The 23,614-nt window shown below is 31.4% G+C and carries 27 protein-coding genes and 1 other RNA gene; 12 read left to right on the top strand and 16 right to left on the bottom strand.

The features are described 5' to 3' along the window. The 5 genes from N4A42_RS11470 to N4A42_RS11490 form a co-directional block, all read left to right on the top strand. On the top strand, positions 1 to 1,284 hold a 1,284-nt coding region (locus N4A42_RS11470; protein ID WP_294074105.1), incomplete at its 5' end, for an FtsX-like permease family protein. A gap of 218 nt (positions 1,285 to 1,502) precedes the next feature. Further along, positions 1,503 to 3,863, top strand: a complete 2,361-nt coding sequence (locus N4A42_RS11475) for an ABC transporter permease (RefSeq protein WP_294074107.1) — start codon at positions 1,503 to 1,505, stop codon at positions 3,861 to 3,863. Positions 3,864 to 3,920: 57 nt separating this feature from the next. Continuing rightward, a complete protein-coding gene (locus N4A42_RS11480) occupies positions 3,921 to 4,664 on the top strand; it encodes a DUF2807 domain-containing protein (RefSeq protein WP_294074109.1) in 744 nt (247 codons plus the stop codon). A 7-nt stretch (positions 4,665 to 4,671) separates the two neighbouring features. Further along, a complete protein-coding gene (locus tag N4A42_RS11485) occupies positions 4,672 to 5,346 on the top strand; it encodes an ABC transporter ATP-binding protein (RefSeq protein WP_294074111.1) in 675 nt (224 codons plus the stop codon). A 49-nt stretch (positions 5,347 to 5,395) separates the two neighbouring features. Then, positions 5,396 to 6,781 (top strand): TolC family protein, encoded by a 1,386-nt coding sequence (locus tag N4A42_RS11490; RefSeq protein ID WP_294074113.1) that lies wholly within the window; start codon positions 5,396 to 5,398, stop codon positions 6,779 to 6,781. Between the two features lie 229 nt (positions 6,782 to 7,010). On the opposite strand, the gene msrA is transcribed toward N4A42_RS11490, so the two are convergent. The 3 genes from msrA to ssrA all read right to left on the bottom strand — a co-directional run bounded on the left by msrA (position 7,011) and on the right by ssrA (position 8,573). Beyond that, on the bottom strand, positions 7,011 to 7,556 hold the full coding sequence (gene msrA, locus N4A42_RS11495; protein WP_294074115.1) for a peptide-methionine (S)-S-oxide reductase MsrA: 546 nt from the start codon (positions 7,554 to 7,556) through the stop codon (positions 7,011 to 7,013). Next, complete coding sequence (msrB, locus tag N4A42_RS11500) at positions 7,556 to 8,008, bottom strand: peptide-methionine (R)-S-oxide reductase MsrB (protein ID WP_294074117.1); 453 nt, start codon at positions 8,006 to 8,008, stop codon at positions 7,556 to 7,558. The genes msrA and msrB overlap by 1 nt, the downstream gene beginning before the upstream one ends. Positions 8,009 to 8,178: 170 nt before the next feature. Then, positions 8,179 to 8,573, bottom strand: a transfer-messenger RNA (tmRNA) gene (ssrA, locus tag N4A42_RS11505). A 308-nt stretch (positions 8,574 to 8,881) separates the two neighbouring features. Here ssrA and N4A42_RS11510 point away from each other — a divergent pair. Beyond that, positions 8,882 to 10,096 carry an NAD(P)-dependent oxidoreductase gene (locus tag N4A42_RS11510; protein WP_294074119.1) on the top strand — a complete coding sequence of 405 codons (1,215 nt, stop codon included), beginning with the start codon at positions 8,882 to 8,884 and terminating at the stop codon, positions 10,094 to 10,096. Here the strand turns inward: N4A42_RS11510 and N4A42_RS11515 are convergent. From N4A42_RS11515 to N4A42_RS11555, 9 genes are read right to left on the bottom strand one after another with little or no spacing between them, the layout of a single operon-like run. Beyond that, complete coding sequence (locus N4A42_RS11515; RefSeq protein WP_294074121.1) at positions 10,059 to 10,739, bottom strand: DUF1361 domain-containing protein; 681 nt, start codon at positions 10,737 to 10,739, stop codon at positions 10,059 to 10,061. The two genes, N4A42_RS11510 and N4A42_RS11515, sit on opposite strands and share 38 nt — an antisense overlap. Then, entirely contained in the window at positions 10,702 to 11,100 is a 399-nt protein-coding gene (locus N4A42_RS11520) for a DUF2809 domain-containing protein (RefSeq protein WP_294074123.1), read from the bottom strand. The genes N4A42_RS11515 and N4A42_RS11520 overlap by 38 nt, the downstream gene beginning before the upstream one ends. Beyond that, positions 11,097 to 11,711: an ElyC/SanA/YdcF family protein gene (locus N4A42_RS11525; RefSeq protein WP_294074125.1), complete on the bottom strand. Its 615-nt coding sequence runs from the start codon at positions 11,709 to 11,711 to the stop codon at positions 11,097 to 11,099. Before N4A42_RS11525 ends, N4A42_RS11520 begins: the two co-directional genes overlap by 4 nt. Beyond that, positions 11,708 to 12,226 carry a Coq4 family protein gene (locus tag N4A42_RS11530; protein WP_294074127.1) on the bottom strand — a complete coding sequence of 173 codons (519 nt, stop codon included), beginning with the start codon at positions 12,224 to 12,226 and terminating at the stop codon, positions 11,708 to 11,710. Before N4A42_RS11530 ends, N4A42_RS11525 begins: the two co-directional genes overlap by 4 nt. Next, complete coding sequence (locus N4A42_RS11535; protein WP_294074129.1) at positions 12,223 to 12,555, bottom strand: hypothetical protein; 333 nt, start codon at positions 12,553 to 12,555, stop codon at positions 12,223 to 12,225. The genes N4A42_RS11530 and N4A42_RS11535 overlap by 4 nt, the downstream gene beginning before the upstream one ends. A gap of 1 nt (position 12,556) precedes the next feature. Then, positions 12,557 to 13,942, bottom strand: coding sequence for a DUF4153 domain-containing protein (locus N4A42_RS11540; RefSeq protein WP_294074131.1), 1,386 nt, complete (start codon positions 13,940 to 13,942; stop codon positions 12,557 to 12,559). 59 nt (positions 13,943 to 14,001) lie between these two features. Continuing rightward, positions 14,002 to 14,295 carry a transcriptional regulator gene (locus N4A42_RS11545; protein WP_294074133.1) on the bottom strand — a complete coding sequence of 98 codons (294 nt, stop codon included), beginning with the start codon at positions 14,293 to 14,295 and terminating at the stop codon, positions 14,002 to 14,004. A 30-nt stretch (positions 14,296 to 14,325) separates the two neighbouring features. Further along, positions 14,326 to 14,700 carry a hypothetical protein gene (locus N4A42_RS11550; RefSeq protein WP_294074135.1) on the bottom strand — a complete coding sequence of 125 codons (375 nt, stop codon included), beginning with the start codon at positions 14,698 to 14,700 and terminating at the stop codon, positions 14,326 to 14,328. A gap of 14 nt (positions 14,701 to 14,714) precedes the next feature. Next, positions 14,715 to 15,326, bottom strand: coding sequence for a hypothetical protein (locus tag N4A42_RS11555; protein WP_294074137.1), 612 nt, complete (start codon positions 15,324 to 15,326; stop codon positions 14,715 to 14,717). A 148-nt stretch (positions 15,327 to 15,474) separates the two neighbouring features. Here N4A42_RS11555 and N4A42_RS11560 point away from each other — a divergent pair, with 148 nt between their 5' ends. Further along, positions 15,475 to 15,819 (top strand): hypothetical protein, encoded by a 345-nt coding sequence (locus N4A42_RS11560; protein WP_294074139.1) that lies wholly within the window; start codon positions 15,475 to 15,477, stop codon positions 15,817 to 15,819. Here N4A42_RS11560 and N4A42_RS11565 read toward each other — a convergent pair. Next, entirely contained in the window at positions 15,816 to 16,754 is a 939-nt protein-coding gene (locus N4A42_RS11565) for a transglutaminase domain-containing protein (RefSeq protein ID WP_294074141.1), read from the bottom strand. The two genes, N4A42_RS11560 and N4A42_RS11565, sit on opposite strands and share 4 nt — an antisense overlap. A 31-nt stretch (positions 16,755 to 16,785) precedes the next feature. Here N4A42_RS11565 and N4A42_RS11570 point away from each other — a divergent pair, with 31 nt between their 5' ends. Next, complete coding sequence (locus tag N4A42_RS11570; RefSeq protein WP_294074143.1) at positions 16,786 to 17,172, top strand: DUF1801 domain-containing protein; 387 nt, start codon at positions 16,786 to 16,788, stop codon at positions 17,170 to 17,172. On the opposite strand, the gene kdsA is transcribed toward N4A42_RS11570, so the two are convergent. Further along, on the bottom strand, positions 17,162 to 17,971 hold the full coding sequence (gene kdsA / locus N4A42_RS11575; protein ID WP_294074145.1) for a 3-deoxy-8-phosphooctulonate synthase: 810 nt from the start codon (positions 17,969 to 17,971) through the stop codon (positions 17,162 to 17,164). The two genes, N4A42_RS11570 and kdsA, sit on opposite strands and share 11 nt — an antisense overlap. Before the next feature lie 41 nt (positions 17,972 to 18,012). After that, entirely contained in the window at positions 18,013 to 18,372 is a 360-nt protein-coding gene (locus N4A42_RS11580; protein ID WP_294074147.1) for a hypothetical protein, read from the bottom strand. Positions 18,373 to 18,573: 201 nt separating this feature from the next. Between N4A42_RS11580 and typA the strand changes: the two genes are divergently transcribed. The 3 genes from typA to N4A42_RS11595 all read left to right on the top strand — a co-directional run bounded on the left by typA (position 18,574) and on the right by N4A42_RS11595 (position 22,534). Then, positions 18,574 to 20,373 carry a translational GTPase TypA gene (typA, locus tag N4A42_RS11585; protein WP_294074149.1) on the top strand — a complete coding sequence of 600 codons (1,800 nt, stop codon included), beginning with the start codon at positions 18,574 to 18,576 and terminating at the stop codon, positions 20,371 to 20,373. A 131-nt stretch (positions 20,374 to 20,504) separates the two neighbouring features. Beyond that, a complete protein-coding gene (locus tag N4A42_RS11590) occupies positions 20,505 to 22,244 on the top strand; it encodes a T9SS type A sorting domain-containing protein (protein WP_294074151.1) in 1,740 nt (579 codons plus the stop codon). 53 nt (positions 22,245 to 22,297) lie between these two features. Next, positions 22,298 to 22,534, top strand: a complete 237-nt coding sequence (locus tag N4A42_RS11595; protein ID WP_294074153.1) for a uroporphyrinogen decarboxylase — start codon at positions 22,298 to 22,300, stop codon at positions 22,532 to 22,534. 32 nt (positions 22,535 to 22,566) lie between these two features. Here N4A42_RS11595 and N4A42_RS11600 read toward each other — a convergent pair whose 3' ends face one another. Next, positions 22,567 to 23,193 carry a class I SAM-dependent methyltransferase gene (locus tag N4A42_RS11600; protein WP_294074155.1) on the bottom strand — a complete coding sequence of 209 codons (627 nt, stop codon included), beginning with the start codon at positions 23,191 to 23,193 and terminating at the stop codon, positions 22,567 to 22,569. 103 nt (positions 23,194 to 23,296) lie between these two features. Here N4A42_RS11600 and N4A42_RS11605 point away from each other — a divergent pair. Continuing rightward, the coding region (locus tag N4A42_RS11605) for a hypothetical protein (RefSeq protein ID WP_294074157.1) at positions 23,297 to 23,614 on the top strand (318 nt) is incomplete at its 3' end.

A 23,614-nucleotide genomic window follows, 5' to 3' on the forward strand; every position in this document is an offset into this window, starting at 1 on the left:
CCTATTGTTATTGTTGGTGTGGTAGTGTTACTTCTGGCAGTAACTTTTCTCTCTGGGTATTATCCTGCCATAATTTTGTCTAAGCTAAATACAGTTTTAGTATTAAAAAATCATTTGGCTGTTGGCGAAAACAAAGTCGGTTTACGAAAGTTTTTAACTGTTTTTCAATTTACAATTGCACAGGTATTTATTATTGCAACACTACTTGTTGGTAAACAAATTAATTATTTACTACATAAAGATATGGGCTTTAAAACTGAAGCTATTGTTTCTATTTATAGTCCGAGAGCTGAGCGCGAACTTATAAAAAAAGAACGTTATGTACAGCAATTAAAAACCATACCTCAAATAAAATCTATTAGTATAGGAGGTGTGCCACCAGCATCATTTAATACAAGTACATCTTTAAGTGTTTATAAAGATGGTGAAAAGGAAGTACAATCTAACTTACAATTTATTTATGGTGATACACAGTATTTAGATCTTTTTGAATTACAGCTTTTAGCCGGTCGTGTCTATCAAAATGATACGATTCATGAAATTGTAATTAACGAAAAGGCGCAAAAAACGTATGGATTTCAATCACCTGAAGATGCTATTGGTAAAGTGATTAGTTTTGGTGATAATACGGCAACTATAGTTGGTGTTATGGCAGACTTTTACCAACGATCTCTGCATACAGATCTACAGCCTATGGCTTTGCGTGGCGATTGGTATCGTCCAGATTATAGTCAGTTTCAGGCTGTTCATATTGCATTTCAAAATTCAAACTCAGAAGATTTAACAACGACCTTAGCAATGGTAAAATCAGCATATAAATCAGTGTATACAGATATTGATGATTATCGTGTAGATTTTATAGACGATACAATTGCTCGTTTTTATAATCGTGAACAAAAGGTATCTAAACTACTTAATTGGGCTACAGGTTTATCTATTTTAATTAGTTGCTTAGGATTACTCGGACTTGTCATTTATACTACTAACAGACGTATTAAAGAAATTGGTGTACGTAAAGTTTTAGGTGCTTCAATTTTACAGATTAACACTTTATTATGTAAAGAATTTTTAGTGCTGGTTGCCATAGCTTTTATAATTGCAGTGCCAATTGCTTGGTATGGTGTTTACGATTGGCTTAAAGATTTTGCATTTAAAACAACAATTAGTTTTTGGGTATTTATTGTAAGTGGTTTGGCTATGATTGGTTTTGCGCTTATCATTATTAGTATTAAAACCTTAAAAGCCGCAAGTGTAAATCCTGTTAATTCTTTACGTTCAGAATAAGGAATAACGACGAATTCGAAGATGAAGTTGAAATTTAAATCAAACTTGAAATCCACAATCAATATACTGTCCGAATATGAACAAAAACTGTATCGTATTCGGACACTTTTAATTTGTTTAAAACCTTTAAGTTGTTGGTTTTAATGGTTTTATGTTTTTGGCATTATCTTCACTATATATAATGTATACATCAAAATTCAATCAAAAAACGAATCGTTATGATTTTAAATTACATCAAAATAGCATTCAGAACTTTATCGAAAAATAAAGGTTATAGTTTTTTAAATATTTTTGGCTTGGCTATAGGCATTACCTGTGCGAGTCTTATTTTTCTTTGGGTCGAAGATGAAATGAGTTTTAATACCTCATTTGGTAATGAAGACCAAGTGTATTACGTACCAACCAACCAACAATACGAAGGTGAATGGCGTACGTTTTATGCTACACCAGGACCTTTGGCTCAAGATATGTTAAATGATATTCCTGGTATAGCTAAGGCATCTCGATCTAGTGGTGAAGAGCTTTTGTTTTCAGTTGGAGATAATATCGTAAAACGTTTTGGACGTCATGCTGATGAAGATTTCTTAGATATTTTTAATCTCAAATTTATAGAAGGAGATAGAGCAAATGCTTATAAAAATCCACAAGGTATTGTGCTAACACAAGCCACTGCGAATGCCCTTTTTGGTGAAGGCGAAAAAGTACTAGATAAGACTATTTTAGTTAGTGACAAAAGTAATTACGTGGTTACAGGTGTTATTGAAGATTTACCAAAAAATGTAAGCTTTCCGTTTAGTTGGGTAGCTCCTTTTGAACGCTACAAAACAGATAATAATGCCGATTGGATGAATTATTACGGCAACAACTTTTCCGACACATTTGTGGCACTAGATCCAGAAGCTGATTTTAAAACTGTTGACACTCAAGTAAGAACTATTATCGAAAAAAAGGATGCCGATGAAGTTGGTGTGCAAGCCTTTTTGCACAGCATGAAAGATTGGCGTTTGCATTCTGGTTTTAAAGATGGTAAGCAAGTAGGTGGTCGTATTACCTATGTGCGCTTATTTACCATCATTGCTTTTATTATTCTTGTAATTGCTTGTATTAACTTTATGAACTTAGCTACAGCACGAAGCGAAAAACGTGCTAACGAAGTTGGTGTTCGTAAAGCTATGGGATCTAGTCGTAAGCGTTTGGTAACTCAATTTATTATGGAGGCTTTGGTATTATCATTTATTGCCACCTTGTTGAGTGTTATTTTAATAGCTATTTTATTACCTCAATTTAATCTTATCATAGAAAAAGACTTAGTATTAGGTTTAGCAAACCCAATGCATATTGTTGTATTGTTAAGCATTACTTTAATTTGTGGCATTTTTGCTGGCTTATATCCTGCTTTTTATTTGTCATCATTTAAACCTGTAGAAGTTCTAAAAGGTATTGCAACGTCGCAAGGTTCTGCAGCTTTTATTAGAAAAGGACTTGTGGTTGGACAGTTTACCATTTCTATTGTATTTATAATTGCTACGATTATGGTGTATCAGCAGATTCAACATGCAAAAAATAGAGATATTGGTTATGATAGAGAACAGCTGTTATCCATGTCTGTTAATGAAGCCTTAATCGAAAAATTCCCTGTCATTCAGCAAGAATTAAAACAAACAGGTGCTGTAAAAGATGCAGCTTTATGTAATTCGCACATTATTCATGGCGGTAATAATGGCTCTGGATTTAACTGGAAAGGTGGAACAAATACCCAAGATGTACTTATTTCGTTTCGTTATGTCTCACAAAGTTTTTTCGAAACTACAGGTATGGAAATTGTAGCAGGTCGTGGATTTAATACAGTAGCAACCGACAGTAGTTATGTTTTAGTGTCAGAATCTTTAGCCAAAATGATGGATAATGAAAACCCTGTTGGAAATCAAATTTATAGAGGAGATGATAGCTTTGAAATTATTGGTGTTGTAAAAGATTATATCTATGGTGATGTTTACGACACTAGCGATCCTGTATTGTTTATGCATTATCCAGATGAGGCTAGATACTTGTTTATAAAAACATCAAATACACTTCCTGTAGCTGAGGCTTTATCAAAGATTGAAGCCGTTATGAAAATTCACAATCCAGCCTATCCTTTTGAATATAATTTTGTAGACGACGACTTTAACTCCATGTTTAAGAGTGAGCAATTGGTAGGAAAGTTATCGCAGATTTTTGCCATACTTGCCATTGTTATTTCGTGTTTAGGATTGTTTGGTTTAGCAGCTTATACAGCAGAACAACGTAAAAAAGAAATAGGAGTGCGTAAAGTGTTAGGAGCAAGTGTATCTGGTATCGTTAAGTTGTTGTCTAAAGATTTTTTAAAGCTCGTAGCTATATCTATAATTATTGCTGTGCCAATTGCTTGGTATTTTGTAGATAATTGGCTTCAAGATTACTCATATCGTATAGCTATTAATTGGTGGGTTTTTATTGCTGCTGGAGTCATAGCTTTATTAATAGCCATGTTAACAGTCAGTTTTCAAGCTATTAAAGCTGCTGTTGCTAATCCTGCAAAGAGTTTAAAAACAGAATAAAGAATGAAGATGAAATCCACAATCTGTAATCATCAATTAAATAAAATATAAAACATCATGAAAACTTTAATCCATTTATTAGTCATTGCGCTAGTTTCTGTCAGTCAAACACTTATGGCGCAAAGCAAAATAAACGTTGAAACCTTTAATAAGGTTGTTATAAGTCCGCATATCGAAACTATTTTTGTACAAGGCTCTGAAGAGTCAGTTACCATTCTAGACAATAAAGTTTCAGACGATAAAGTAAATATTAAATCTAAAAATGGTACGCTTCATGTGTATTTAGAAGATGCTAAACTTACCACTAAGCAAAAAAAAGTGAAAGAAAATGGCAAAAAAATGAAAGTGCCAGTATACCAAGGTACTATCTTAAAGGTTAAAGTTATCTATAAGTACATTGATAATTTATCGCTTCGAGGCGAGGAAACTACAGTTTGCGAAAGTCCTTTGAATGGAAGTTATTTTCATTTAAAAATATATGGCGAATCTCAAGTAACTATTAATGAAATTAACATTGTAGATTTTGATGTCGATGTTTATGGCGAAAGTGAGTTGACCATTAACAAAGGCGTGACAAATACTCAGCAAGTTACTGCTTATGGTGAAGGTAAAATAACAATGACCGAAGTGGTCAACACAACATCTAAACTAAAAGCCTATGGAGAAGCTGAATTTAGAGTAAATGTTTCAGAAAACATCAAATTTACCGCTTATGGTGAGGCCGAATTGTATTACAAAGGTAAAGCAGAGGTTAACCAAGGCTTAAGTTTTGGGGATTCACAAATAAGAAGAATAGATTAGAAGAACAATGACAAATACATTATTAAGTCTTAACGAAGCAAGTAGAACGATAAGCTCAGGAAGCAATAAAGTTACGATTCTAGATAATATAAATCTTCAGGTTAAAGAAGGTGAGTTTATTTCGCTAATGGGACCCTCAGGTTCTGGTAAATCTACTTTATTAAATTGTATTGGCATGCTAGATAATTTCACTGCTGGTGGTTATACCTTTTTAAGTGAGCCTGTGCATAGTATGAAAGAAAAGAACCGATCAAAACTATATAAAGAATATATTGGTTTTGTGTTTCAGGCGTACCATCTTATTGATGAATTAACCGTTTGGGAAAATATCGAAACACCATTATTATACAAGAGCATAAAATCATCTGAACGAAAAGCATTGGTAGCAGATATGTTAGATCGCTTCAATATTGTAGGTAAAAAAGATTTATTTCCTATTCAATTAAGTGGTGGTCAACAACAATTAGTTGGTATTGCTCGCGCACTTATAGGAAAGCCAAAGCTCATTTTAGCCGATGAACCAACAGGAAATCTAAATTCTAAGCAAAGTACTGAGATTATGGAATTATTTTCTCAATTAAACAAAGACGGAGTTACAATAATTCAAGCAACGCACTCTGAGAGTAATGCATCTTATGGCTCTAGAACTATCAATTTGCTAGATGGTAAAATAGTCTCTTAATAACAAACAAATCATGGCGCAAAGACACATAGTTTTTACCCTCATAGTTATGATGGGTATAGTAGGATACACTCAAAATTTAAATCAAAAAAGATATTCTTTAGAGGAATGCATATCTATTGCTTTAGAAAATAACCTAGATTTAAAATCAACGAATTTAAGAGAGCATTCTGCGAAAATCAATCATCAACAAGCTAAAGCGAATATATTACCTTCAATTAATGGTAGTTTTAACCTTGGTGTTAACGATGGTAGAAGTATTGATCCTTTTACTAATGACTTTATCAATCAAGAATTAACCTTTTCTAATATGGGTTTAAGTTTAGATATAACGGTTTTTAATGGTTTTAGATTACTCAATTCGGTCAAACAAAGCCGTCTAAATAGAGAAGCTGCTGATATGGAAGTAGAAGCTGCTCAACAAGATTTAGTGTTAAATGTTACCTTAGCTTATCTTCAGGTGTTAAATAATCAAGCAGTTTTAAATCTTACTAAGCAACGTTTTGAGACGACTAAAAAGCAACTCAAAATTCAAGAGAGTTTTTATAAAAATGAATCAGGTAGCCCAGCAGATTATGCTGATATATTAGGGCAAATGGCTGGTGATGAAACTAGTGTTTTGGTTTCAGAATCTAATTTAAACAATTCAAAACTAAGCTTAGCAAGATTACTAAACCTTGAAGAGAATATTGAGGTTAATACTGAGGTTCCATTGTTTGATTTAAAGGAATATGGTTTAACTGCAGAAGAGGTTTATAATGAAGCACTTCAAAATCTAGCGACCTTTAAGTCTAGAGAATTAAGGATAAAAGCTGCGGAAAAAGGAGTCAGTATCGCAAAGTCACAATTTACTCCAGAGATTTCAGTGTTTGGAGGTCTAAATACTAATTATTCTAGTGCAGCACAATTGTTTAATTCTATAGGAACAAGTATAGTAGAAACAGGAGATTTTGTTACTGTCTCTGGACAAGACTTACCAGTAATGACAGAGCAAACTAATTTTGAAGGAGAAACAATTGGTTATGAAGATCAATTAGATAACAATCTAAATACAGTCATAGGTGTGGCAGTTAATGTGCCAATTTTTAATGGTTTTAGAGCAAAAAACAATGTTGCATTGCAAAAAATACAGGTTAAAGAATCTATTTTGGAGTTAGAACGTACACACCAAAATATTAAGAATGCCATTGCTCAGGTTCATTTTGATATGGAAGCTGTTTATAATCGTTATCTAAGTCTAGAAAAACAGGTGAAAGCTTATGAAGAATCTTATCGTATTAATGAGATTAGATTCAATAATGGTGTGTCTAATTTTTTAAACTATGTGACGAGCAAGAATAATTTGGATAATGCTAAAATTAACATGGCAAATGCAAAATATGAATATTTACTTCGTGTTAAAGTCTTAGATTATTATAGAGGTTTGGCGAATTGATTAAATAATGATTTGTACAACTCATCACTACTTAATAACAAAATTTAGAACAAGAAGGTAGTCTAGAAATAATCATAGATAATCTAAAAATGATGCATTTTTTAAATGCAGTAAAATCATCTTTGGATATAAGATTAATGAAGACATACTATGAGATAATGTCTAGTTTTAAGAAATAACATTAGTAATTATCACAGTAATTAGAATTGCTAAGCTAATGACGTAGATTCTAAGTGCTTTTGAGCTTGTTAGTATGCAATTGACGTAACTTGGCTATTTTAGGATCAATCACAAAATTACAATAGCCGTAATTTGGATTATTTTTGTAAAAATCCTGATGCTCTTTTTCAGCTTCATAGAACGTTTTAGCTTCACTAATTTCAGTTACTATTGGATTTTTATAATGTTGAGCTAATTCTTTTAAAACAGTTTCGGTAATTACCTTTTGTTTTTCATTGTGAAAGTATATGACAGAACGGTATTGCGTACCATGATCTGCGCCTTGTTTGTTTAAAGTTGTAGGATCATGAGTGGTCATAAAAATAATTAAGATATCCTCAAAGTTAATCACGTTGGCATCAAAAGTAATTTGCACTACTTCAGCATGTCCTGTTAAGCCAGAGCATACCTCACGATAGGTTGGTTTACCAGGTACATTACCTCCAGAATATCCTGAAACGACCCTTTCTACACCTTTTATTTCTTGAAAAATGGCTTCAGTACACCAAAAGCAGCCACCACCAACAGTAGCAATTTGTGTATTTTTAGTAGTCATTAGTTAGTCTTATTTTCTAAAATCATCGATTCAGAATTAATACAATAACGTAATCCGCTGGGTTCTGGTCCATCAGGGAAAATATGACCTAAATGCGCATCGCAAGTATTACACATTACCTCTACACGTACCATACCATGCGACGTGTCTTTTTCGTATTTAATTGCGTTCTCTTTAATGGGCTGTGTAAAGCTTGGCCAACCAGTACCAGAGCTAAATTTAATCGTAGAATCAAACAAAGGAGTATCACAGCATACACAATTATATTTACCATCATCATAAATACTGCAAAGTGCTCCACTATGTGGTCTTTCAGTACCTTTTTGTCTGGTAATTCTATATTGTTCAGTAGTTAATTGAGATTTCCATTCAGCTTCGGTTTTTTCAACACGACGGTCTGGATTAGGGTTTCCATTTACTGCAAAATCGATTACATTTTTCCAAGTTAGCATATTTTGATTCCTTTCTTTTTTAGTTTATATATGCTTTAATTAAGGTATAAATATAGTTGAAGTATTTATGATTTCCTTACAGATTTATATAGCAAAACTAATCTGTTTGATAACCTATTTTGTCAACTGAAATTTAAAAACCCAGTATTAACAATGTATACTGGGTTTTTTTGTGGAGTCGGAGAGAATCGAACTCTCGTCCAAACAAGTAACCAAAGAGCTTTCTACACGCTTAGTCTATTCTTAGGTTTTCGATGAAGAGCTGGTAAAAGACAACCTACTCAACACTTAGCTTTTTAATCTCGAAAAGGCATTAAAGCACTACCTAATCTTAGTTAATTTTTACGATGCCTCTAAATAGAACGCCATTAACCAAGGCTTTCTGGAGACATAAAGCTTGCTCACCTTGTGAGCCTAGGCTTAATCTTACTATAATTCAGATTATGCAGCTAAAGCGTAGTTATTCTCGCCGTTTAAAATTTGGTCTAGCCTTTAACGTGTATCAATGCCATTACACGACGTGCTTACCATTTAATTAATCTCGCTGTCAAAACCAGTCGACCCCAAAATTTCCTATTGAAATAGGATTCTTATAAATGATGTCTTGAGCGTTTCCTCGTTTAATGAGGTTAGGATATTCATTGTATCTTTTATTCTATGCTTCAACTTAGTTCAGACAAAAAACAAAAAGGATGCTGTTTCTATCCTTAACGCACTTGCCAAAGTTAAATTTGAAATAACTATTAGCAATTACAAGAGCGCAAAATTACAAAAAAAGTTGCGCAACCTCTTAAATCCAGTTATTTTCGTGCAAAAATTATTCCATTTTTTTACTAAGCAGTAAGTCTTTACTTTAAAAATAAAAGAATCAGCATGAGTTTAACATTTGCCATTATCAAAGAACGTAAAAATCCGCCAGATAGACGTGTTGTATTTTCACCAGAAACCTTAGCAGAAGCAAGGGGGAAATTTCCTGAAGCAGAATTCATTGTAGAGTCTTCAGATATTAGAGTGTTTCCAGACGAAGCATATAAAAAATTAGGGTTTAAAGTGACTGATGATGTGTCTGATGCTGATGTAATGATTGGAGTAAAAGAAGTGCCTGTAGAGCACTTAATTCCTAATAAAAAATACTTCTATTTTTCTCATACTATAAAAAAACAACCTTATAATCGTAAGTTGTTAAAAGCAATGTTAGCGCAAAACATAGAAATGTATGATCATGAAACCATAGTAAAACAAAGTGGTTCACGATTAATAGGTTTTGGACGCTATGCTGGTTTGGTAGGAGCTTATAATGGTTTTAGAGCATTAGGTTTACGAGATGGTTTATTCAATTTGCCAAAAGTAGAAACATTAGCCGATTTAAATGAAGTAAAGGCAGAATTAGATAAGATTACAATTCCTAATATAAAGATAGTATTAACAGGAACAGGTAAGGTGGCATATGGTGCAAAAGAGATATTAGACCATTTGCAAATTAAGCAAGTAAGTGATGCGTTATATTTAACCTCTGAGTTTACGGAGCCAGTATATGTTATGGCAGATGTTATGGAGTATAATAAACGGATAGATGGTAAAGTTGGTGATAAACGTCAGTTTTATAAAGATCCAACAGGCTACGAAAGTAACTTTATGCCCTACGCTAAAGAGACAGATTATTTTATTGCAGGACATTTTTATGGCAATAATGCACCCTATTTGTTTACCAGAGAAGAAGCAAAGCATCCAGATTTTAGAATTAATCTAGTAGCAGATGTTTCTTGTGATATTGATGGTCCTGTAGCAAGTACAATAAGACCATCTACTATTGCAGATCCTTTTTATGGTTACAATCCGCAAACTGAAAAAGAAGTAGCTTTTAATGATAAAGAAGGTATTACTGTAATGGCAGTAGATAATTTACCTTGTGAATTACCAAAGGATGCAAGTGAAGGTTTTGGCGAAACTTTTGTTGAGCATGTAATTCCAGCATTTTTTAATAATGACGAAAGAGGTATTTTAAAACGTGCAAAAATCACTACCAATAATGGTCAATTAACTGAACGTTTTAGTTACCTTCAGGATTATGTGGATGGGAAAGAGTAAGGTTTCTAAACATCCAATACCCAACCAACAAAAATCCGCCAAATCCTAAAGTAAATAACCAGGCGTTAGTATTTTGAAATGGTGAAATTAATATTTCGATAATATCTGATATTAATATATTGGGATTACTAATAATTTCCCAAGAATTATAACGCAAAAAGCGACCTAGATATACACCAAAACTGCATAAAAAGAGAACGGTTGTAGTAGAAAATTCTATTGGTATTTTTTTAAATTTTGCAGTTACTAATTTTTGCATATCTAAAATAGTAAGATAGAAGAGGAGCAAACCGCTAAGAGCAAAGGATAAAATCACTAAAACATCTAGCCATAATAATGAATTGTTACCAACTCTTATATGAATTAAATCTGTAACAATATATGGTGCATTTGGTAAAAAAACTAACCAAATTAAAAACCAAAAACCTAATTTTAGTTTATTGAGATTTGGTAAAGAGTTAAGATACATTGTAATAGTGTAAGGGATAAGTGCTAAGAAGATATTCCAAACTAAAAAAAGATAGAAGAATGATTTGTTTAGCTTTATCCGTATCATTAAGATAATGACGCTAAAGGCTAATGCAACTATTACCAATGATAAGCTTCTAAATTTTGACTGTATGAGTGTTTTTATGGTTTCCATTGTATGATTCTATGATTAAAACTGTAATAATTCCTAAGGTATAAGCTACTAAATCTCCAAATTGAAATGTGTTACCAAAAATGAGGTTTGCTATAAGGTTATCTTGTAGGCTAAAGTAGGTTAAGAATGGTGTAAGTTGAAGCAACTCTATACCATAGGCAATTAAGAGGACAACCAAAGCTGAAGCCCTCACACTCATGTTGGTGAATCCTCTAAAAATTGCATATAGTAAAATAACGACGAGATAATCGCCAAATGTATAGCGAATAAAACCTGTTTTTATAATAAAGGCTATAGCTAGCTCAATAAGAAATAATGAGTGAGCCAAAGCAATGTAGTATTTGTTGAGTTGTAGTTTCATTGAATTGTGATTTTTTTTCCTAAGAATTTGGGTTGAACGTTAAAGACTAAATCGAGACTTGCTTTAGAACGTGCTAAATATTCTCTAAAATGTGATTTATAAACGTCTTTGGCGTTAAAACCAACGGCTTTAATATCATAGCTATTGGCAATATAAATAGCACGTTGGTTGTGAAATTTCTGTGAAATGAAAGTAATGGAAGTTTGTCCAAATATTTCCTTAGCTCGTATTACAGAATCTAAAGTTCTAAAGCCTGCATAGTCTAGAAAAATTTTATCCTCTGGAATACCTCTAGCGATTAAATCTTGCTTAAAGTCTGAGGGTTCATCATAATCTTTTCTGCTATTATCTCCACTTACTAAAATGTATTCTATTTTTTTTGCTTGGTAGAGTTTTACAGCTGCATCAACTCTGTATTTGTAAAATAAGTTGATATTGCCACTTGCTGCATATTTTCCTGTACCTAAGACTAAACCTACTTTGTTTTTTTGGATGTTGCTTATACTATCAAACACAAGGTGTTTGGTTTTAAAGCTTATCCAATGGTATGTGGTAAAGACACCTAAACCGATAATAATAGTGAGTAGTAATATAATTTTGATTTTTTTCATGATGAAACCAGATTGAGATTATACAATTGAGACTTAGAAAAAATGGCTGCTCTAAAGTCTTTTATAGGTACGTGCAAAAGCTTCCTATAGTTATAATGATGAAACGGATTGGCACGTTTTCCTGTTTTATAAGATTTGTAATAATATTGATAGTAATCAGGCAAAATAGCAATACCAAGAATGATAGCTCCGTATAAATAAGGACTTCGTTTTCCGTTACCGTAGCACAAACATTGTAATGCAATTTCATCTTCAACCTTAGTTGAAAAACCGCAAAGTACATGGTAACAATCATGACGTTCTACTTTAGGAATTAATTCAAAATTGTTTTTATCTAAGAATTCTCCAAGATGTCTACCGAATGATGGTTGAGGATATTTGAGTAAATCGGCTTTAGAAATATTCCAAGATTCATGATTTTTGAATAAGGAAGTATAGATATGTTGTGAATGCTCAAACAACCAAATAATCAATTGTTTTCTTAGAGCTTGTGTTTTGCGAAATAGGTGGTTCATGGTAGATGGGTTTGATTTGGTTCAGCGGCAAAATTTTTATTATTGATCTTCTTTTTGTGTGGTTTTATTTTGTTTCTCCAGATGAATAAAGCTAAAAAGTAAACTGCTGAGAAATAGTATATAGCAATTAGGTTTTTGTCGAATTCTATTATAAAAGCAATACATAAAATAGTTAGTGAAATGATGTAATAAGGGAAACAGCGTTTAAATATGTACCTCTTATCTGTATCTGTGTTGAAAGACCAAAACACACAAGATATGCTTATCTTAGTGATAGCATAGGTGGCTAATCCTACAAATAGTAATGCTATTATGATTAAGGCTGCCATGCTACTTTGTTTCTAGTTTTAAATTGTCGTATTGTAACTCTTGCCATGAGTTAGCATATAATTCCATTGTATAGTTTTTATATTTTTCTTCTATACGATAGATGCTATTGTTTTCAATCCCTTTGGTTTTTATTTTTTCTTTTAATAGTAAGGTGTTATTGTCAGACAATTCAATCAGATAATTAATATCCATTGATTTGGCGTAATTAAAGTTGTAGTTGGTAATATGGTAATCCCAGTTTATCATTGCAGACAAAACAAGAACAGCAAAAGCAGTTTTAGTATTTACTCTTAATAGGTACCATATGTTTTTGATCTTATCAATTTTTATAAGTGTAGTAATGAGTCCTGCTAAGGTTAAAAGTAAATACACTAATACGCCAATGCGTTTGTAGGTTAGCCCAAAATAATAAATGTACTGTCCGTTTTTAATGACAATGCTTAATACCAATACTGTATTGAGAATAATCCATGTAAAAGCTAATTGCTTTACCGTATTGTTGTCTTTGTAAAAATTAAGATTACCTCTAAAGACATAAAGCAAAATAACTATGGCAATTATAATAGAAGCAATAAGCGCATTAATACCACTATGAACTTGGTTAGAAAAAACAGAAGCTCTAATGTCTAAATTAGTAAGGATAAATGTAATATCTGTAATTAAGAAAATAACAATTAAAACATTTAACATTGAAATGAGTATGATGCCTAACTGGTTTTCTTGTTTGAGTTTTGGTTCTGAAAACGATTTTGTCTTAGATAACGTATTACCTGTTTTTAAATCTTGTGATGTGGCAGGTTCTACTTCTATAGGTTTGTGAATGTTTGAAAATAGATAGTAACCAAGTGCTGCAAAAAGTAACCATTGAATATTTATAAAGCTAAAATCAATTTTTTCTATTAGTTCATTAAAAATTGGATTACCGTTTTGATATAACCCAATGAATATGATGACAATTACCATAGGAATTAGAACAATTTTGGCTAAATGAACGTAATCTCTCTCTTTTTTAGATTCAACTTTTTGTGTGGTCTCATTTACTGTGAAGTTGCGATGAAAGAGACCTGCAATGGTTGTGTATAATCCATTAAGCCAGTTTACATAAATAGAAGTTTTGTTTTGAGACAGTAGTCCAATTAGAGTAAAGAATGATACAGTATTTGCTATAATAGCAAGAGCAGAATCATGAAAAAAGACCGCAAGTCCTGTAGCAAGATAAATGCCAGCGTAACCAATGTTCTTTTTGTTTTTAAAGTCTTCCTTGTTGTTTGTTACAAGAATAGTGACAGATAATAGGCTGAATAGAAAAAGATTGAGGCCAATTTGTTTACCGTAAAACAAAGTGCTGAAGATTAAGGCACTGATAAATAAAATAAGTTGTTTCATGTTTTTTTAGATTTTTTAAAGTACTTTGAAAATCAAAGTAAAATGATAAAAATTTTTAATTATGACTTTTTTATAAGTTTTTCTAAAGCTTCAATATGTTTTTTAAACTCAACTTTTCCAAGTTTTGTGGCGCTGTATCTTGTGTTTGGTTTTCGGCCAATAAATTGCTTCTCTACTAATATGTATTCAGCTTTTTCTAAAGCTTTGGTGTGACTTGCTAAATTACCATCTGTTGCTCCTAATAATTCTTTAAGCGTTTTAAAATCGGCATATTCATTTACCATTAGAACAGACATAATACCTAGTCGTATTCTATGATCAAAAAGTTTGTTTATGTTGGTAATTATGCTCATATCACTTCCTGCGTAGGCAGGAATTTCATTTTAGTTAGGTGAAAAATCAAATTTACCACTTGTTATTATAGTATCATTTAAGATTTTAATATTAATAATATCTTCTACTTGATTGCCATTAGTATAATAACCAAAACTAGTTGATCTAACTTTTTTAGTTTCAGAATTTTTGAATGAAATTAAGTAACTACCGTCAATTTTAACGTCATTCATGTTAATGTTATACTTAATGATTTGGCCTTTTTTTATATTGATTAGTTGTTTGTTTGAATCTGGTAAAATGTATAATGAATTAATATCAAAATCACATTCATTAGAAATTACAAAGTTACCTTGATTATGACTACATGAAAAAACAATAGTTAATAATAATATTGTGAATGTGGTTTTTAGTTTCATCTTCATTTTAGATTTTAGCTTCAATTCTTATCATATTTAAAATGCATCCAAGTACCATAAACAATATGCATAATTCCAAAACCAATAACCCAAAGCCAAAACCCATAGCCTGGATAATAACTTGCTATTAGTCCGAGTAAAATTTGAATATATCCTAAATATCTTATGTCTCCTAAACTATATTTTGAAGCACTTACTAGTGCTAAACCATAAAAGATAAGCATTAGTCCACCTGTTTGTCCGTAGCGTCCTTGGTTTAATATTATAAAGCAGTAGATGCCACCAACTAATAAGGGAACTAAAAAATTAAATAGTAACCGACGCGAAGAGCTATCCCAAATTTTTTCACCATTCTTTTTTGCTTTTCTAGTGGTAAGTATCATTCCAGTTAGAGCGCTTAAAAATGCTACCATTAAAAGCACAAACATGCATGTCCAAAATACCCAACCATGAAATATATATAACTTTCCATCACTATAAGTATCAACTAACCAAAAGGCTATAGCAGCACCAACCAAAGCGTAGATGCCAGCTAAGATGCCAGATAAACCACTCAGCGAAATAAAACGAGAGGATTTGTTCATAAGATTTTTAATCTCACTGATGTCTTTTAGATAATCTTCGTTGCTCATAATAAAAGTACTTTGAAATACAAAGTAAATAATTTTATTTCAATATTTCAAAATTATTTTTGAAGGTTTTAACAGATGGCTTTATTTTTTAGATAAAAAAGTAACATTTAGTAATTTTAAGCATCTAATACAATAAAAGTAAGACGTTATGATAGGAACATTGTTAACTATTGCCAATATTTCTGGCGGTATATTATTAGGTTTGGCAACTTTAGATAAATGGGATGGAGATTCTAATTTTTTTAATAAGATTGCTGGTGCTTTAGCGCCATTTCAAACCGTAATTGGTGGTGCGCTTGTAGTGCTACCGATTTTAAGATTTAGCTTATTAGGTATAATAAGTATTTTGGGTGGTGTTTTATTGCTAACACATGTGTTTGGTAAAGTGCCAGCTTTAGAAACAAGTTTACGAAAATTATCAGCTCAACTAATGCCTTTTAAAGCTATTATTGGTATTGCTTTACTTGTACTTGGTTTAATGGGTTTGTTTTAAATAATTTTAAAAGAAAGGCAAGCTTTAAATCCATTAAAAATAGTAAGCTCTTTCCCGTTTTTATAACTATAAGGTATTTCTGCGATTTGCTTATTTCCTTTTTTAATGAATTCAATGGGTTCTAAATTATAAGAAGATTCAGTATATTGATAATAATAAATCTTATCAGTGTCTATAGAATCGAATGAAAGTTGAATTGTTCGATTAGATTTAATTATCCCTTTCATCTTTGTTAGTTCTAAACCCGAATTGTAAAATCCTGAATGAAATATTGGTGAATAGAAAAATGCTAGATTAGATATCGGTTTTTTTATAAGTTGCCATTTTTTATCATCAGGAAAATGACTCCAAATTAAATATTCTGGTCTTATAAGAAAGTATGCATCATTAAAGTTAAAATAACCTGGATTGTTTTCTTCGTTCCCTGTAGACCAAGTTGCATCAATTAGTTGCCATTTTTCATTTAAATATACGGCATTCCATGCATGGTTCTCTTCATTTTTTATTTTACCAATTTCTTTAACTTCAGTTTTAGCATAACCATCAATTACTTCGCACTTAACTTCTAATTGCTCTAGAACATATTTTAATAATTGAGAATAACCTTCGCAAACACTTTTTTTCTCTTTAAGAACATTCTCAGCATATTCTAACTGAACCTTTTTAAGTTCACTGTCATCATAATAATGATAACCACTACTCCTTACACTATTAGCACTTTTATAGTCATAACTTACATTATTAGATATCCAATAATAAGCTGCTCTAGTTTTTTCTATATCAGTAGTAAAATCAGATTCAATTTTTTTAGCAAACTTTTCAATAGATTTAAATGCTTTAGGATAATTTTTCACAATAGAATCAACTGATTTATAATCTTGAGAAAAACTCAATTGTGTTGTTATTAAAAGAAAGAGTAGTAATAATGTTCTCATATGACTAAATTAGTCAAAAATTATTCCAATTTTGAATCCTGCCGAAACCTATATTTTAAAACAAGAAGAACCTTATAAATCTATATTGCTTCAACTTCAGGCTATTATAGAAGCCGTGGCTCCAAATACCGAATTGTTATATAAATATCGCATTCCATTTTATTATCACAATGGTTTTCCTATTTGTTATCTTAACCAATCTAAAGACTACGTAGATTTAGCCTTTTGGCATGGTGAACAGTTAAAAAAATATAGAGAACATTTTGTAACAACAAATAGAAAAGTAGTTACATCTCTACGCTATAAATCTGTTGAAGATATTAATGACGAGATAGTTGTGTATGTACTTCAAAGACAATTAGAAATAAATACGAACCCTTATAAATTAATATTAAAGCCTAAACGTTCTAAAATCTAGAAACTAACTTTCTAATTGCTACTAAGTTGTTCAATAAACCTTCTAAGTTATCTAAATGCAGCATATTGGCTCCATCGCTTTTTGCGTTAGCAGGATCAAAATGAGTTTCAATAAATAAGCCATCAACATTATTAACTACACCAGCTCTAGCAATGGTTTCTATCATATCAGGTCTTCCACCTGTAACACCAATACTTTGGTTAGGTTGTTGTAAAGAATGAGTAACATCTAAAACCGTTGGTGCATATTGTCGCATAGTAGGAATACCTCTAAAATCTACAATCATATCCTGATACCCAAACATTGTGCCTCTATCTGTAATCCATGCATCCTCATTACCAGCATCTTTTACTTTTTGTACAGCATGTTTCATGGCTTCAGGACTCATAAACTGTCCTTTCTTTAAATTGACAACCTTATCAGTTTTAGCGGCAGCAACCACTAAATCTGTTTGTCTCACCAAAAATGCAGGAATTTGTAACACATCTACATATTCTGCAGCCATAGCAGCATCAGAGACTTCATGTATGTCTGTAACCGTTGGTACATCAAAAGTCTCAGAAACTTTCTTTAAAATTTTTAGAGCTTTTTCATCACCAATGCCTGTAAAACTATCTATTCTGCTACGATTTGCTTTTTTAAAACTGCCTTTAAATACATAAGGAATTTCAAGTTTATCTGTTATAGAAACCACTTTTTCGGCAATGCGAAGTGCCATATCTTCACCTTCAATAGCACAAGGGCCACATAGTAAAAAGAAATTATTAGAATCGGTGTGTTTTAATTTAGGAATAGTCATCAATGCAAAAACGTTAAAAATTCAGCTGCAAAGATAGTATTTTAAAACACCTTTTCAATGCTGTTACGAATAATCCAAAGCGACATAATAAAATGACTAAAAACCAATATACCTCCATAAAACAAGAAACCTTTAGAAGATTCAGGTAAGTTTATGATATTCAATAGGTCGAATATATAAGCTAAAATTAAATAAGAAGAAAGGCAAACAAAAATAATACCTAACGAAAAATTAAGTTTACGATTAGGCTTTATGAGTTGCCATAAAAATGGTATGCCAAATAATAAAATAGGGTAAGCAGAAATGCCCTCGCTTTTATTAATATGAGTAAACCAAAACATAATTACAGATAAAAAATAAAGGTAAGGTATAAACTTTGTGTATTTGCTAATTGTATTCATCTGTTTTAATTTTTAGGGTTAAAACCTGCTAGTTAACAGGTAGATGTAATGTGCCTAATTAGCGATTGATTATATAAGAAAGGCTTTAACTAATAACTACAAGATACAAATTGAAATTGTCTCATTTTCAAAATATAACATATAATTAACGATTTGAGGATAAATAGATGTACCTTTGCGCGCTTAAAATCAGCATAGGATATGACTAAGATTAAAAACATTGCAATTATTGCGCACGTAGATCATGGTAAAACTACTTTGGTAGATAAGATTATGTATCACTGTCAATTGTTTCGTGAAAACGAAAACACAGGAGATTTAATTCTAGATAATAACGATTTAGAACGCGAAAGAGGAATTACTATTACCTCTAAAAATGTTTCCGTAGTTTATAAAGACACAAAGATTAATATTATTGATACTCCTGGTCACGCCGATTTTGGTGGTGAAGTAGAGCGTGTTTTAAATATGGCTGATGGTGTTTTGCTTTTGGTTGATGCCTTTGAAGGACCAATGCCACAAACACGTTTTGTATTGCAAAAAGCTATTGATTTAGGTTTAAAACCATGTGTTGTTGTTAATAAGGTAGATAAAGAAAACTGTACACCAGAAGAAGTGCATGAAAAAGTTTTTGACCTTATGTTTGAGCTTGGAGCAGAAGAGTGGCAGTTAGATTTTCCAACCGTTTACGGTTCTGCAAAGCAAAATTGGATGAGCGAAGATTGGCAAAATCCAACAGATAATATTGAACCATTATTAAATATGGTTATAGACCATATACCAGAACCAAAAATAGAAGAAGGAACAACGCAAATGCTGATTACATCTTTAGATTTTTCTTCTTTTACAGGGCGAATAGCTATAGGAAGATTAACTCGTGGAACATTATGTGTTAATCAACAAATTTCTTTAGTGAAAAGAGATGGTGCTATTGTGAAAAATAGAATTAAAGAATTGCACACCTTTGAAGGTTTAGGTAGAAAGAAAGTAAATGAAGTACAAGCGGGGGATATTTGTGCCATAGTTGGTTTAGAAGGTTTTGAAATTGGTGATACCATTGCCGATTTTGAAAATCCTGAAGGTTTAAAAACTATTGCTATAGATGAGCCTACTATGAGTATGCTATTTACCATAAACGATTCACCATTTTTTGGTAAGGATGGTAAATATGTAACCTCTCGTCATATTAAAGAGCGTTTAACCAAAGAGTTAGAGAAAAATTTAGCACTTAGAGTTGAGGAAACTGACAGTGCAGATAAGTTTATGGTGTTTGGTCGTGGAGTATTACATTTATCTGTATTAATTGAAACTATGCGTCGCGAAGGTTATGAGTTGCAGATTGGTCAGCCACAAGTAATCATTAAAGAAATAGATGGTGTTAAATGCGAACCTTTCGAAGAAATGACGATTGATTTACCAGAAGCAGTATCTGGTAAAGCCATTGAAATGGTAACTATGCGAAAAGGTGAAATGCTAAGTATGGAAGCCAAAGGAGAGCGTATGGTGTGTGAGTTTATAGTGCCTTCTCGTGGTATTATTGGTTTACGTAACCAATTATTAACAGCTACAGCAGGTGAGGCTATTATGGCTCACCGTTTTAAAGAATACCAACCATTGAAAGGTGGTATTCCAGAGCGTTTGAATGGTTCTTTAGTGTCTATGGAAAATGGTACAGCAATTCCTTATTCTATTGATAAGTTACAAGAAAGAGGAAAGTTTTTTATCGATCCAGGAGAAGATATTTACGAAGGTCAAGTAATTGGAGAAAACTCTCGTGGAGATGATATGGTGGTTAATGTTACTAAGACTAAAAAGTTAAGTAATGTACGTTCTGCAGGAGCTGACGATAAAGCTAAGATTGTACCAGCAATTAAGTTTTCGTTAGAAGAAGCCTTAGAATATATTCAAAAAGATGAGTATGTTGAGGTAACACCAAATCATTTAAGATTGCGTAAAATTTTATTAAAAGAAGTAGATCGTAAGCGTAATAAGAATCTATAATTATTGTAGTTCTAAACTGTTATGCTTAATTTATAATTAGTTTATTTTTAGAAGATTATAGGTTTGTAAAAAAGAGAAACACATTTGTGTTTCTCTTTTTTTTGTATATTTATACTTACAATTATAAAGTTATGGTTAAAATTTTAAAAACACTGTTTTTTGTTTTTTTTTGTTTTAATATAAATGCGCAAATAATAAATATTCCTGATACAAATTTTAAAGCAAAACTTTTAGAAGCAGATTCAGGAGTGCCTATTGTTTATGGAAACTTTCCAAATGGTGGTTCATTTAAATTAGATGCTAATGGTAATGGAGAAATTGAAGTAGAAGAAGCTTTGTTAGTAGGTTCCTTAAATATAAGAAATGCAGGTATATCAGACTTAACAGGAATAGAGTATTTTACAAATATGCATGAACTTCGTTGTGAGGAAAATCAATTAATAACTCTCGATGTAAGTATGTTATTTAGTTTAGTTGAATTGGGGGTGTATAGCAATAGTTTAACCAATTTGAATATTACAGGACTATCAAACCTAGAAGATTTGTATGCTAATGATAATGCTTTGAGCTCGATAGATTTATCCGGTTTATCGAGCCTAGGTGATATACGTCTTGAAGATAATCAACTATTAACAGTTGACTTTAGTGATTGTTCTAATCTTGGTTATATTAATTGCGATAATAATTTACTCACGTCTATAGATGTCAGTAGTATACCAGCATTATACCGTTTAAGATGTGCTTCTAACCAGCTAGAGACTTTAAATGTTAAAAATAATCATGAAGAATACTTTATTGATTTTTCCGATAATGAAAATTTACAATATATATGTGCTGATGATGTTCAGATAACTCAAATAGAAGACCAGATAAATTTTTATGATTATGTTAATTGTTTTACAAACTCTCTATGTGCTTTTGATGAGAATGATGATTTCTATATAGTTTCAGGAACTATAAAATATGATGAATATAGTGATGGATGTGATTTAGATGATGTGAATTATCCTAATCTGTTATTCGAATATACAAATGGTAGTTATATTGGAAATATTTATGCTGATGATTCAGGTGATTTTAATTCCAGCTTCCAGTCTGGGAGTTATACTTTTACGCCTCTGTTAGAAAATTCAGAATATTTCAGTATAATTCCAAATAATTTTACCTTAACGTTTCCTGAAGATATAGCTATTAGCGAGCAAGATTTTTGTGTTACTGCAAATGGATCATATCCAGATTTAGAGATAACCATGACAGGAGAAGAATATGGTTATGATTCTCATGTGTTGTACCAAATCACGTATAGAAATAATGGTACAATGACACAGTCAGGCACTATTAGTGTTGTATATGATGATCCTCTGGCAATTTTAGTGTCTTCTCAGCCAGAAATTTTAAGTCAGAATGGTACTCAATTAACATGGGATTTTACAGACTTAAAACCTTTTGAATCTAGAACAATAGATTTTACGATGGATTTAGTTAATATAGAAGTTAATCAAGACTTTAATAGTATTGTTGTTTATAATGTGTCAATAAACTCTAACCTTGTAGATTATACACCTGATAATAATATATTTGAATGGTCAGAACCTTATTGTGGTTGTTTGTTAAATACAGAGGCTTATGAATTTTCAGATTATTTTAATCTATTTCCTAATCCTACACATGAATTTTTGAATATTAAATTGAAAAAGGATATTACAATTGAATCCTTAACAATATATAATCTTTTAGGTCAGTCGATTATTAAAACGAATGATTTTTCTAAAGGCATTCAGCTAAATGTCTCAAATATAAAATCTGGACAATACATTATAAGAATTGTAACTGATAGTGTTATTTTTGCTTCTCGATTTATGAAAAATTGAAACTCGTATTAAGTTTCTTAATCTAGAACGAGAAATCACTTTACATTAATGTTATGGAGCTTTTTGGAATTACAGGAACGGAATATATTGGTTATTTAGCCTCATTTATGGTATTAGTATCCTTTACCATGAAAGATGTGAAAAAACTACGCATGGTAAATATGACAGGTTGTGTTCTATTTGTTGTTTACGGTTTCTTAATGCCAACTCTTAGGGTAGGCATTCCTATTATTATTGCTAATGCTTCTATATTAATGGTGAATTTATATTATTTGGTTAAGAAGAAGTAACGAATATAGAGAGAATTACATGGGTGTTTTTCTTAAATAATTAATTTATTAGAACAATCCATTATAATAGATGTGTAAGGAATATAAAAGTATGTCTCATCTATAGTTGAATTAACACTAGCAAAATGTGTTTTAGCAAGTTCTTCATATTCAGATTGAGTTCTAATATATTGGCCTCTATCTTTTTTTAAAAAATATTTAGCTATTTTATTTTGATTCTTAGTGTAAACACCGTCAAAAGAAATAAACCTTCCATTATTTTTTAAAGCTTTTTTAGCAATGTTGAATAGGTTGTTGCATTGTTGATCGTTTAAATGGTGTAATACACCAGCAGAAATTACAATATCAAACTCATTAGTTTCGATAGTGTCTATTTCATTGACACTAACACATTTAAATTGTCCTCTGCTGCCGTATTTTTTTTTAGCTTGGGCGATATAGTTAGAATCCTGATCTATGCCTGTGTATTCAACATTAGGCATAAAATCTAATATATCACCAGGTCCACATCCAATATCTAGAATTTTTTGTCCTGGTTTTATTACAACATTATTTTCAACAAAAAGTTTTCGGGCTCTGTAACCACCAACAATTTTTTGATAAATTGTGTATATAATTGCTTGTTTAAGTATTGTTCTTGGATCGAAATTAAAACGCAAACTCATTTATATTTAATAGTGCCAAAATTAATAGAATAACCATTAATTATGTTTTTATATTTGATTTTTTTAAAGCATCTCGCACTTAATAGATTAACTATAAATGGAAAAAAACCTTCTTTATATTCAAAACAACAGTGTTTCAGTGGCAATTGTTGTTGTAGTTCTTATACAGATTTTATTAAGTTTTCAAGGTTTCGATGTTTGTGATGATGGATTTGTATTGACTTTTTATCAACAGATTTTTCAAAACCCTGAAAGTGTTGAATATAATTTTTTGTATTGGTTTTCTGGTTTTGTTGGGGGGGTATGGCATCAATTGTATGAGGATGGAGGTATATTGTGGTTTAGGATACTTGCTATAGTTGTTAATACAGCTACCTTATATATCTCATATAAGATTTTAAAATCTTATATGAGA

The sequence above is a fragment of the Winogradskyella sp. genome (assembly GCF_025210595.1).
In the GTDB taxonomy this organism is placed as follows: domain Bacteria; phylum Bacteroidota; class Bacteroidia; order Flavobacteriales; family Flavobacteriaceae; genus Winogradskyella.